5 protein-coding genes are annotated in these 14,026 nt (G+C 36.6%); all 5 read right to left on the reverse strand.

The genetic code is table 11. From position 1 onward, the window contains the following. Window positions 1–24: 24 nt before the first annotated feature. Window positions 25–8,754, reverse strand: a complete 8,730-nt coding sequence (locus A3GS_RS0110210; protein WP_018365295.1) for a helicase-related protein — start codon at window positions 8,752–8,754, stop codon at window positions 25–27. A gap of 82 nt (window positions 8,755–8,836) precedes the next feature. Then, window positions 8,837–10,378 (reverse strand): AlbA family DNA-binding domain-containing protein, encoded by a 1,542-nt coding sequence (locus A3GS_RS0110215; protein ID WP_018365296.1) that lies wholly within the window; start codon window positions 10,376–10,378, stop codon window positions 8,837–8,839. Between the two features lie 80 nt (window positions 10,379–10,458). Further along, window positions 10,459–12,165 carry a DNA topoisomerase 3 gene (locus A3GS_RS0110220; protein ID WP_018365297.1) on the reverse strand — a complete coding sequence of 569 codons (1,707 nt, stop codon included), beginning with the start codon at window positions 12,163–12,165 and terminating at the stop codon, window positions 10,459–10,461. A 98-nt stretch (window positions 12,166–12,263) separates the two neighbouring features. After that, window positions 12,264–13,811: a CD1107 family mobile element protein gene (locus A3GS_RS0110225; RefSeq protein WP_018365298.1), complete on the reverse strand. Its 1,548-nt coding sequence runs from the start codon at window positions 13,809–13,811 to the stop codon at window positions 12,264–12,266. Next, a complete protein-coding gene (locus A3GS_RS0110230) occupies window positions 13,786–14,025 on the reverse strand; it encodes a hypothetical protein (RefSeq protein WP_018365299.1) in 240 nt (79 codons plus the stop codon). Before A3GS_RS0110230 ends, A3GS_RS0110225 begins: the two co-directional genes overlap by 26 nt. Between the last annotated feature and the right edge of the window lies 1 nt (window position 14,026).

Consider the following 14,026-nt stretch of genomic DNA (forward strand, 5'->3'; position numbering starts at 1 on the left):
GGTCAAAGGGAGCTTTTCGCTCCCTTATCGTACATATTCCTGTTCTTTTGTAGTTTGTTTTTCTTCTGTTTTACTTTCATTTTGATAGGCTCTTATCTGCCCTAAAATAGATGGCTTATCCTCTGTTTTCTGTGTGGCTTCTTCTTTACTATGAATATTATCCTCCACATCATAGGTTGACTCAAAATAATCACTGTCCTTAAAGTCATTGTCATATCTGTCAGCAATTCCGTCATTATCAAGGTCTTTTGTGAGTGGATCATAAAAGTTACCTTCATCATCAATTTCAAGTCCCATTGCTTGCTTTAATTCTTCTTCATCTACTGAAACAAAGGTATTAAACTCTCCATTTTCCATTTCAAATTTCATGACATCAAGGGCTTTTTCAATACTTCCGTTTGCTTTCACATAATCATAATGACTTACTACCACATCATTTACATATTGAGTTGCTGTATAATCTTCAAGGTCTAACTCAAACTGTATGCCATGTCTTTCATCCGGTGTATCAGTATAAGCAATTCCTATGTGCTTTAAGTCAGGATATAGAGTATCAAACTCATCATAACTATGATTTTCCTCATATTCTCTGTTACAGAAATCAATAATTGCCTTTTTAACATCTTCTACAAGGGGATTATCATTTCTCTTTTCTTCCACATCACCCATATCAAGTAGCTTATTTAGTTCAGCCAAGCGAAGCACCTTATTCTTTAATTCATCAGCTTTTTCAAACGGCTTTTCAAGTTCTTCTTTGGCATTTTCAAGCTGCTCTTTGGTGCTTATGAGCTTTTCTTCAAGCCTGTTTAATTTCTCAGGCATTTTCTCAAGAGCGTTATCCAGTCTTGTAATGTTACCGTCTGCACTTGTTCCAAGCTCTCCTGAATGCTTTGCAGCACCATTTAGGCGGAAATCATGAGCATTGGTAAAGAAGTTATAGCTGACTTCCAAGTCCATATTTCTATACTTTCCTATAATCTTACTTTCATTGATTTTTACGTTCTTGATAGCTTCAAGTAACTTTTCTCCCGCAATCTTTTTATCAAATATCTTCTCTCCCTTTATGGTTATCGAAGTGAATTTATTTTCGCCTTCTCCTTGTGGCTCAATCTCTGATATGTCTTTCTTTACAGCCTCAATTAACTTTTCCGTCCTTGCAATTTCTTCAGGGTAGGTTTTTGCGACCTTATCTTCTAACCTATAACGGTTGGACTTAAAGTTTGCTTCAAGCATTTTAAGCTTCGTAACCTCATTATCCAAATCCATCTTTTCTTTAATTTTCGGATCGCCAGTAGCTAACGCTTTTATCTCTGCATAATTCAGTGAGCTTTCGTCCACATCTTCTGCCACTCTGACAGGAGTTTTACTTGTCATAATCTGAGATATGAACTTCTGCTTATTTTCTATCGTCTGCCAAAGGTATGCATCAAAGGTATTCTCCGTTACATATCTGTATATGCTGACTTCCTTATTTTCATTTCCCTGTCTTACAATTCTACCCGCACGCTGCTCAAGGTCAGCAGGACGCCAAGGGACATCGAGGTCATGAAGTGCAATCAGTTTGTTTTGAACATTCGTGCCGGCTCCCATCTTCTGAGTAGAGCCAAGTAATATCCTCACATCTCCTTTTCTTACCTTTGCAAAGAGTTCGTCTTTTTGTTTATCTGAATTAGCTTCATGGATAAATGCTATTTCTTCTTTCGGTATCCCCATTGCTACAAGTTTTTCTCTAATATCATCATAGATATTAAACTCTCCATCGCCTTTTGGTGTAGACATATCGGAAAATAGAAGCTGTGTTGACCTATCTTCTTTTGTCTTATCCCAAATGGCAAACACATTTTTCACGCATACATTGACCTTGCTATCAGGATTGTCAGGAAGTAATGGATTGATTAAACGCTGATCTAAAGCAAGTTTCTTACCGTCATTGGTGATTTTCAGCATATTATCTTCATCAGGCTCAACAACTCTATTTCTGACATCATCAGCTCTTTCAGATAGGCTCTTTAGGATTTCCTTTTGCTCCTCACTTGGCAAAGTCTTAATAACCTCATAGTGTGCTTCCGGTGTTGGAAGATTCAGCATATCCGCCGTCTGAATATCGGCAACTTCTTTAAACATACTCATTAGCTCAGGCAGGTTATAAAACTTTGAAAATCTTGTCTTAACTCTGTACCCTGTTCCCTCCGGAGATAATTCAAAGGCAGACTGTGTTTCACCAAAGGTAGAAGCCCAGCTATCAAAATGCTCCAGATTATTTTTCTTTAAGCTCTCATACTGAAGATAACGCTGCATAGTATAAAGCTCAGTCATAGAATTTGATACAGGAGTTCCTGTGGCAAATACAATACCTTTTCCACCCGTCATTTCATCCATATATCTACACTTCATAAACATATCGGAGGACTTAAAGGCTTCACTTTGACCGATACCTGCTACATTTCTCATTTTTGTGTAGAGATAGAGATTTTTGTAATTGTGTGCTTCGTCGATAAATAGCTTATCAACGCCTAATTCCTCAAAGGTAATAACATCGTCTTTCTTAAAATCGTCGTTTAACTTTTCAAGCCTTGTTTCCAGTTTTTTCTTTGTTTTTTCAAGCTGTTTTACTGTAAAGTTTTGATTTCTATCATGCTTATATTCCTCAACATAGTTGATGATTTCATCAATCTGATCCTGAATATGCTTTTCCTGATATTCCTTACTCATCGGAATTTTTTCAAATTGCGTATGCCCTATAACAACGGCATCGTACTCTCCTGTGGCAATTCTTCCGATAAATCTCTTTCTGTTTTTCGGCTCAAAGTCTTTTTTATCTGCCACCATAATATTTGCCGATGGATAAAGCTGCATAAACTCACGACCGATTTGACCTGTCAAGTGGTTTGGCACAACAAAGAGTGATTTACTGCACATCCCAAGCCTTTTAGATTCCATTGCAGAAGCTACCATTTCAAAGGTTTTTCCACTACCAACCACATGGGCAAGAAGCGTATTTCCTCCATACAAACTTCTTGCAATAGCATTTTTCTGATGAGATCTAAGCTCTATTTTCGTATTCATTCCCTCAAAAGATAGGTTGCTTCCGTCATATTCTCTGTTACGGATAGAGTTAAAACGCTCATTATACAGTTTTACAAGTCTGTTTCTTCTTTCCTGATCGTTAAATATCCAGTTTTTAAATTCTTCTTTTAGAAGCTCCTGCTTTTGCCCTGCAAGCATGGTTTCTTTTTTATTTAGCACAGAAGTTTTTGAGCCGTCTGAATTTACTATCTGGTCAAATACCTTTGTTTCTTTAAGGTTTAAGGCATCTTCAATCAGCTTATAGGCACTTACCCTTGATGTACCGTAAGTCATTTCAGCAAGGTCATTTCCTCTGTCTTTGCTTTTTCCCTCAATATTCCATTCGCTTGTGAGATTTGAAAATTTAACCTTAATATCCCATCTTGCCCAGCCCGGAGTTTTCAGTGTTTCAAAGATAAACTTTTCAATATCTTTTATCGGTATCCAAGTTGCTCCAAGACGAACATTTATTTCACTTGCTTCAAGCTCCTTTGGTAAAACTTTGGTAAGCTCTGCCTTTTGGTATTCCAATCGGTTCATCTCATAGCTTATCAGTTCTTTTTCTTTGCCATCTTCCGCATAGCCAAGATGAGGCAGCTCTCTTTCCGTTTGTCTCAGCTTAGAAAGATAACTGTCAACAATCGCAATCTTATCTCTGATATTTCCTGATAGGTACTCATCTTTTGTTACATAGCCATATTTATATGAATTACTGTCATTTGCACAGGCAAAAGGTAAATCCCCATCTTCAGGGTTAAAGGATAATGGTCTATAAAAGTTTTGTTCCTCTCTGATATTTAGGTAGATTTCTCCTCTAAGTTCTTCTATCAAAGTCGGTCTGTCTTTTCCTGTAAGACTTCCCATATAGTCAAAGTCCACATAACCTTTTTCAGATATAGATAACACAAGAGCTTCAAGGGAAGTGTCTACATGGTCGATTGTCTTTGCCTTTGTGATTGTTCTTTTTGAAAAAATATCTCCCTTTGCCTTAAAGTTTTCTTCTTCATCAAGAATTTCTATTGAGGAAACAAGTGGGAAGTTACTATCTTCTTTTAAGGCTCTGGTGTTAGAAAGGTTATTGACATACCCATGCTTTTTAGAAAAACTGTCATAAACTTCATTTAACTTCTCCTGAGCTTTCCTTACTTCATCATCAGAAAAATCTTCCTTTTGCTTATAAATAACATCCTTTAAGGCGTTGTTCAGTTCAAGGTAGTCTTTAATCTTTTCCTTGTTTTTATCCGTTATTTCTTTCTTTACGAAAAGTGAGTTTTCTCTGTAATACACTTCATCATCAATAATGGTGTAGGAGAAATTCTTGACATCGTCCGTTGCGGGTATTGTGCTGATTTCATCATCAAGTAGCTCTATTTCTTCATACTTTGCATCTTTAGAGATTTCTTCACTTGCTTTTGTAATTAGTTCCTTTAAGTCAGCATTTTCTTTCGGTAGACAAGCAAAGGTATTTCCAAATCTTCCTGATACTTCCTCCATACTTCCAAGCACCATCTCAGGATGATCTACAAAGTATTTATTGTAGATAAGACCATTTTCATCTTCCGCAAGATGTATCCAGTCCTCATCCCTTTCTCTGATACTATCTCTTTTCTTTAGGAAAATAATATCGCTTGTTACTTCCGTTCCGGCAACTCCCTTAAAGGTATCATTTGGAAGTCTGATTGCACCGAGGAATTCGGCTCTTGCTGCAAGGTAACGTCTGACACTTTCGTCCTTTTTATCCATCGTGCCTGAAGATGTGATAAAAGCGATAACACCGCCATTTCTGACTTTATCAATGGACTTGGCAAAGAAATAATCGTGTATAAGGAAGTTGTTTTTGTTATACTCCCTGTCATTTACTTTGTATTCTCCAAAGGGAACATTACCGATAACTGCATCGAAGAAGTTATTTGAAAAGGTAGTTTCTTCAAATCCCTTAATCTGCACTTCACTTTCAGGGTATAAGAGTTTTCCAATACGACCGCTTACCGAGTCAAGCTCCACTCCATGGAACTTAGACTTACTCATTTCATCAGGAAGATTTCCGATAAAGTTTCCAACTCCCATACTTGGCTCAAGGATATTTCCGCTCTTAAATCCCATACCGGAAAGTGTCTTATATACGCCGTCAATAACTGTTTTAGGTGTATAAAAGGCTGTTAAGGTTGACTCCTTTGCCGCTTCATATTCAGATGGTGATAGATTTCCCTTTAAGAAACTTCTTGCAGCTTCCCATTGTCCCTCTTTACTTTCATCAAACACATCAGCAAGTCCGCCCCAGCCGACATATTTCGCTAAAACTTCCTGAGCTGTACTGTCAAGCTCTCTTTGTCCACTCTCTACACGATTAAGCATGGAAATTGCTTCAAGGTTATTATTTAACCTTTCGCTTGGAGATAGCTTTTCGGGTAATGTTTCTTCTGTAATTTTGAAGTTATGTGCTTCCGTTTTCTTTATTTCTACTTCCTCAATAGTCTTTTCAAGTTTCGTATAGGTTAGATTTTCAAATATCCTCTCAAGGTCACTTTCAAGACGATAAGGGATTACATCGGAGCCTGTTATCATACCGCCCAAATATTCGGTATTGTCCTTAACCGTTACTGTCTTTAAATTATTTCCCATATCATCAAAGCCTGTGATAGTATAGTTTTTGTCCTTGTATATAACCTCATCTCCAATGATAAAGTTAGGTCTTTCAAGGCTTATCTGCTTTAATAAGTCCTCACTATCTTCAAACGCTATGATAGGGATTTGATGGTTTCCACTTCTTACCGGATCAAGCCATAAATCATCTCTTCCTGTGATTTGATTTTTAGCAATCTCCCTTACAGTGTATTCTTCATGATTAAAATAGACGGTATCGCCTGCTTTAACCGCAAATTCATCTAAAAGGCTTTCCTCTTTTTCATTTAATTCTACTTCTTCTCTTTCTTTGAGGTAATCAAATAGCGTTCCTTGAACAGGTGTTACAGCTATTCTTTCTTCTACTTCTTCAGGTGCTTCAAGCTCTGTTTCTTCTTCAAAACTAAGCTCTCCGTTAAAGACTGATTGAAGTTCCTGCTCATCCATCTGCTTGACAAGCTCTGTATCTTTAAGTTCTCTAAAGGTCTTTGGAAAATCTTCTAAAATAAGCCTTTGGGCATTTAATTCTTTCAGCTCCCCAAGGTTAAAATATCCCCATTCAGGTTCAATCCCAAGTACGAGTCCAAAGGCATCTCCACTTTCTCTATCGTATTCTGTCATATACCAAGTCCAATTACTTCTAAACGGAATGATATATGCAGCATGAACTTCCTTGTCAGCTAAAGCAACATTTTCCTGTGCATAAAGTTCAGGCACTCTTTTAAGCATTTCATCAGTCATTAAGTTTTCAGGATCATCTTTAGAATAATATTGCGGTGCTTTTGCTTCTTCTATCTCTGCCTTACTTTCTATTTTCTTTTCTTCATACAGATTTTTAGAAAGCAGCTCATCAATATGCTTTGTCACACTTGACCAAGTAAGAAATACATCACTGCAATCTTTCTTTTGTAATTTAAGTCCCTTTGCATCATGCCATTCATCACTTCCCATTGCACCTGATACAGCATGACTTCTTCCTCCAATGCCATACTCATCTTTTAAGAAATTTGCTTTTTCTTGAAGCGTATGGTTTTCCTTGAAAAATTTTGTGATTCGTTCTTTTCCTCTATCAACTCCACTTCCTCCTGAAAGACTTTCAAGAACTTCATCTTCTGTAATAAATGACTTTACTTTAGGAAGCTCTGTCAGATTGGTACTGTATTCCTTTCGTGGCAGTTCAAGTTCCTGCAATCTTTTATAAAGGCTATCTACCTTGTGATAGTGAAACCTTAGTACACCTCTGTTTTCTTTGTATCCTGCTAAAAATCTGCTGTATTCTTTGATTGTTTCTTTCAGATACTCAGGATTTTTTAATGCCTCAGATAATCTTTTCGTTTCTTCCGGAAAGCCCCCTCCACTTGTTTTCAATAGTTCAAAATATCCCTGTGCCTTTCCTTCTTCACTCAAATCGTGATATAGATACCATAGGGATTCTGAAATTCTATCTCTTTCATAATCAAGGGCTTCAGAAAGCTCCACATTTGTGGCAAACTCTCCGGTTTCCAAAAGCACATTTATCCTACTTGCTGCATTACTCCAGTTTAAAATTTGCGTATCATCTTCTCTTGATGAAGTCCCGTAAGATAAGTGAATACCTTTATCCGAATACCAGGAAGATACCTCTCTTTCATCAATGTAAAATCCATTTCCACCCCTAAAGGTATCTTTGAGGTATTCTCCTAATTCTTCATTGGTCTTTCCTTTAGAAAACTCTGCTATAACGGGAAGTCTACCACCATCATGGTTTCCTCCGTTAATAAGGATAGTGTCTATGTCTTTCTGATTAAGAGGAATAGTAAGCCTCATCTGTCCATAAGAATTTTCGGGCAAAGAAAAAGAAGCCTTTTCAGCTTCTTTTAACTCTACATTAGTATTATCTTTTAAATTTCCACTACTTCCTTGATTGTCATTTCCTTCAGAGCTGAAATCATCGCCCCATACTGTGGATTGTTCTCGTCCTCTATCTTCCAAGCTACCATCAATTTCGGCTTCTCCGTTCTCATAAATTCTATTGCCTGTTTCTGAATATCCATCAGGTGTCCTATTAGCTTCTTCTCCTTGTATAGATCTACCAACATCTCGAAGCGGCTCTGCTCCTCGCTCTGTGAAAGGTAAGTGAGCCTCATCACTGCGTAGGTCGGATTCGGATACTTCCTTATGAAGTCCGTCTGTTCCTCCAAGCTGTTTAGCGTATTCTCCCTGATTTTCTCTATTATCTCGTCCGTACTCTCCATTTCGGAGAACTCGCCCGCTTTCATTTCTTTTCTGATCATCTCGTCGAAGTACATTTTCTTCTACCTCCTCTAATTCTTCCTTAATCCTATTATATCCTGCTTCTTTTCCTCTTAAAACTTCTTTTTGAGGCTCCAGTTCTTTGCTTTTCTGAATGGTTTCATCAATAATCTTTCCGCTAATATCCGATACAGTTTCACCTAAGCTCATAAGGGAAATACTATCAAGCATTGCAAAGTTTTCCTTTAGAAGTTCATTATCCATAGGATAATCCACTTTAAATCTTGAAGCTACTGCATAACTCACTGAGTCCCTCACAAATTTAGTAAAGGATATTCTATCTTCATCAGCTATTCTAAGCTCATTCATAAGACTGTCTATCTTTTCATCGCCGTAAAGTCTGCTCAAAGAAAAGATATTTTCTAAGATGCTTTCACTTTCCTCATAACCTTCACTTACTATCATTTCTTTTAATACATCTTTGTGAGCTTCCTTATCAAATCTCCAAAGATTTACTTCATTGACATCTCTGTTTCTTGAAACTGTCTGACCTATATCAAAAATATATGCCACTTTTTTGTATGTGCCATAGTCCTCTAAAATGGGGATACCTTTCTGTCCACGCATAACGGTACGGTTAAATCGTTCCCTCCAATAATCAAACTTGGCACAGGCTGTCGCTTCAGGATTTTTATCATAGATACTGAGCTGACTTCTAAAGTCATATCTCTGATTGTTTCCGACGACCTTTAAGAGCTTTAGATATTCTGCTTCACTTTGCAAAATATCCTGTTTTACAAGCTCCAAAATGTTATGAAAATCATTTATTCGCATTTTTACCTCCTTCTTTTTTCCAAACAAAAAAGGTGGTTAGATTTTACTCTAATCACCTTTTGATTCTATGACCTTGTTTATTCTATTTCATTACTACCCATTTACCTGATTTGGTAGAGCCTTCTCTTTTAATCTTCCCGTCTGCTCTTAGTTTTTTTATGTGATAACGAACTCCGTCAAAAGAAACATTTAAATGTTCTGCAATTTGTTTTGCTGTAATATTTGGCTCCATCATCATCAATTCAACAATTCTATTCGGTACGGATTTCTCAATTTTTATTTCTTGGGTAGTTTCTTGGGTAGTTTCTTGGGTAATACTACCATTAAACTCTTTCAAAAACTCTGCATTTATACCCATAACTGCGTTAGTATAGTTATCTTCTTCATTGTCCGGATAAAACTTAAGCTCAGGAGAAGCATTTTCTAATAGTGCATCTTTTGCACGCCTTATTCCTGATCCGTAAGATTCTATCAAGTTTAATGAAAAGAACATATCTTTAAGTTCTTTATTAAGATACTGCCTTCTATCAAAACTTCTATCCCTATTAAGAGCTTCGATAGTTACCGGAGGAAGTGGTCTATTATGGTTTACAAAAGAAATTCTATCCTTGTAAATATAGATTCCTACATATTCAGGCGTATCATATTCTTTATGCAAAATAGCGTTAGTAGCAAGTTCCTCAAATGCCGTAAGAGGATAGTTATAGATAATCTTATGCTCAATTTTATCAGCTTCCCTTATGGTGTATGAAGCCATAATATTATCTTCAAAATATTTGCTGACTTGTTTTGCCTGTATCCAAACCGGCCCATCAAATCTTTTTGATTCCATTTTATCCGTTCCGTCAATTTCTCTTATGATTTCAACATGGGCATTTGGAATAAATTTATTTGGTGTTTCCGCAAACATCAGCACAGCAAAATTTTTAGCTCTATAACCGCCATACTCACTTTCACTGACAAGCCCCATACTCTTTGCCATATCCAACTTAGACATTTCTCTAATATCTTTCTTTGCTCCCGTCTGAAGCAGATATTCTTTCATATATTCATAGCTTAAATCATCTATGGTAGCTGTATCATTGAGATTGGAACTAAAAGAAAAGTTTGCAAATTTCTTCAAAAGTTCAAATTCTTCGGTTGGGTTTGGTAGTCTTGAATCTCTGCCGACTCTGATATATCTTCCTGCCTTTAGCCTAATATCTTTATCTCTTTCCGCCCTTTCACTTGTTTGAAACGGTCCGTTACTTCCACTTTCTACTGCAACGACAATATAATATTCATCGTCAATTTTATCCGTAATAATGTGATAGTTTATTTTAGGGTGGATATTGGAAAGCAGAGATTTTAATTCATTTTCAATACCTTCAATTTTAGACTCTTTTATCCCCTCTATCGGTCTTTTCGGAATTGCCTTTTCTCCTGTTTCTTTATTATCAACTTCTTCAATCCCGACAAATAATAAGCCTATCTCATTGTTCATGTAGTTATTGGCAAAGGCACAAGCAGTTTTTAGAATTTTATCTTTAAAATTTGCCGACTTTTTATATTCGATAAAACTGCTTTCTATGTTTTGATTTTCAAGAATGCTGTGAGCCATTCTCTTTATGTCTAAAAGCTGCATAATACCTCCTTTTCACAAAAATATTTCAATATATTATAGCACTTTTAAGATATTTTTTCTACTCTGAGATTAGTCCCTACTTACTTGCTATATGTCAGAACAGCCTCTTTTATCTCATTTTCAATCGCATCTAAAAATTCTTTCTTAGAGGATTTACCCTGAGCAATATCCGATAATTCCATTTCCCACTTCGCTGTCGTTTCTGCTGACTTAAAGCTATCCGCTACAATCGTTACAAGGCTAATTCCTTTATGAGTGGCTATAAGATTTTTCTTATCTCTTTCTACAAATCCCTTAAAGATTAAGTTTTCAATAATCCCTGCCCTTGTTGCAGGTGTTCCAAGTCCTTTTCTTTCCACTTCTACACCTTTTTCTAAGGCTTCATTTCCTGCAATCTCCATAGACTTTAAGAGAGTATCTTCAGTAAAGTGTTTCGGAGGTTGGGTAAATTTCTCTTTAATTTCTTTATTTTCAATGCTTAAAACATCTCCAATGCTCACATCAGGAAGCTCCATGTCCTCATTCTTCTTGGACTTGTATTCTTTAAGGTATTTTGTAAAGCCATCATCCTTAATTACCTTTCCTGAACTTGTAAATTCAAAACCATCAAATGAAGCTACAATCTTTGTTGTGTTTTCCACTAATGGATAACCTACACTTGCGTGAAGCTTATTAGAAATAAGCCTATATACCTTTGCTTCACCCTCAGGAATGCCTGATAAATCTTCACTCAGTGAGCTTACTGTCGGGATAATCGCATGATGATCTGTAACCTTTTTTGAGTTAAACACCGTCTTGATACGCTCTGTATCAAAGTCATTTTTGCCTAAAATGTTATTGACCGTACTCACAATCATATCCTCTGTTAAACATCTACTATCCGTTCTTGGATAAGTAATCAGTTTCTTTTCATACAGGCTTTGAGCATAGTCAAGTGTCTGCTTGGCACTATATCCAAAATATTTATTGCACTCCCTTTGAAGTGTTGTAAGGTCAAAAGGTAAATCAGGTTTAGTAATCTTTTCTTTTTGAATAACATCAGTGATTTCAATCTTATCGCCTACTAAATTTAAGAGCTGCTCTGCTGCAATTTCATCATCAATTCTATCCGTTGATAGTGTAAAACCACCCATAGATAGCTCCACTGTATAGTATTTCTCTTTCTTAAAATTTGCTATCTCATCATCTCTTTTTACAATCATGGCAAGAGTCGGTGTCTGCACTCTGCCAACACTGTAATTTTGCTTATATAGGCAAGAATAGAGCCTACTGATGTTCATTCCGACTAACCAATCCGCAATGGCTCTTGCCTGTGCCGATTCAAAGAGATTGTCATAGTCCTCTCCGTCTTTTAGATTATCAAAACCCTCTTTAATGGCACTATCCTCCATAGATGAAATCCAAAGGCGTTTCATCTTCTTTTTACAATTCACTTGATTATATACAAGTCTAAAAATGCTCTCTCCCTCACGACCTGCGTCGCACGCATTGATAACCGTATCAATCTCTTTATCGTTCATCAGTTTTTTAAGAATCGTAAATTGTTTCTTTGTTGACTTCGCAATCTCATACTTATATTCTCTTGGAATAATCGGTAAATCAGCCATATTCCATTTAGCATACTTTTCATCATAGCTGTCCGGATTTGCCATTTGAATTAAATGACCAACACACCAAGAAATCCTATATCCATTTCCCTCATAATATCCATCTTTCTTTTTCGTTGCTCCAATAACTTTTGCAATGGAGATTGCAACACTTGGCTTTTCTGCAATAACTAACTTCATTTCTGTACTTCCTCCTATTTTTCAATATAAGAGGGCGAAAGATATTCCTCTCCCGCCCTTTACTTTGCACCAAATACTGTATTATTTTTGGTGCAGCATTACTGCCCATCTTCTGCTTCTACTTCATCTGCATCATTTGTTTCTTCTTCGCTTTCAGCCTCAGAAAAGAAATCATCATCTTCTTCCTCTAAGGCTTCAAGCTCTCTATCTTCTTTCTTTTTCACAACCTTAAAGTAGTATCCAGCTCCCAATGCTCCACCTACAACAAGAAGCAAGATAATATAGGTTCCTAAATTACTCTTTTCTTCCTTTTTCTCAGGCTTTACTTCTTCCTTAACAGGTTCTTCTTTTACTACTTCCTGCTTTGGTGCTTCTTTTTTCTCCACCATGTTAAGTAGGTCATCTTCAGATACTTCTGTTAAAAGCATTACATTCTCACTATCCTCATCGTGGTTGATGATGAGATGAAAAGTCTTACCATTTTTAGTCTGAAAGGTAATAAACTGCCTTGCATCTGCTGAATACATATTCGTTTCTTTGTTATCGCTGCTATCTCCATGATGAATTGGATAATCATTATTCGCATTATCCTTATTCTCCGTAACGGAAGCTCTTGCCTTTGACGGTGCTGAAGCTACGCCCTTATTGGTATTTACACTCTTACTTGTACCGTCCATAGATGAATCCTGACTGCTGTTATTAGCAGGAGCTTTTGCTGTCAATTTATTTGGATAGCGAACTTCCTTTTCTTTCTTCTTTGCTTCTGTTTTACCTGTATCTTTTGTGGTATTGCTTGAACTTACTGTATCAGATGAGCCTTTACCGGAACTCTGTGGTGTTTGAGGAGAAATGCCCGAACTTGTTTTAATTCCGGAAATAGGACTAATCGGCGTAATCGAGTGAGATGTTGAAGGCGTACTACTTACTTCTTTCTTTTTCTCAAGCTCTTTGACCTTTTCATTCAGCTTATCCATTTCCTTTTTCATATCTTCTGATAAGTCTTTATTTCCCTTATCTTTCTTCATTTTTTCTTTCAAACTTTCAATCTCATCCTCAAGGTCTTTGATTTTTTCTTTCTGCTTATCGCTTAGTTTGTCTTTATCCTTGATTTCGCCATTTAACTTATCAAGTTTTTCCTGAAGTTCCTTAGCCTCTTTTTCCATTTTTGAAATATCGTCTTTAGAAAGCTCTGTCTGTGTTTTCTTGTCCTCTGTCTTTTTATCTTCCGTCTGAGTGCTTGCGTCCTGCTTTGGTTTTTCTTCTTCCGTTTGCGTTTGTTTATCCTTAAGCTCAGTCTTTGCTACCTTACGGATAATCTCATCATTACCATCGCCCTTTACTTCATAGAATAGAAATTCATCAATGAATTTCATATCATCAGGGAGCATTGGAAGATCGCCACTATCAAGAAGCTGTCCTTTCTCTGCCTTAATCTTCTCTTCCTTAAATACCTTTTCATCTTCAAAGATATATTTTACATTTACTTCAACTTCCGTTTGGACAGCCTTATCACTTGTAGGCGTATCCGATACCTTTTGTTCCTGAGCATACACCACTGTCCAAAGTCCTAAAATACAGCTAATACTTACAATCACCGCAAGTGCTGCTGTCCAAAATTTATTATTCTTTTTCAAACTGGTTTTCATTTGTTCTCTCCTTTTTCAGTTCTGCTTTTTCTCTGTTTACCTTTGCCATCAAATCACTGATTGTGATATTGTTCTTTCTACAAATCGTGATGATTTCCTCATTTTCAAGTTCTTCTTCACGAATAAATAAAGGCTCCAATTCTTCATCAATCAGAGCCTTTTTATCCTTTAACTTCTTTATTCTGTTTTTTACTGCTGTCAGTTCTTTTTTCACA

This window comes from Streptococcus caballi DSM 19004 (assembly GCF_000379985.1).
GTDB lineage: Bacteria > Bacillota > Bacilli > Lactobacillales > Streptococcaceae > Streptococcus > Streptococcus caballi.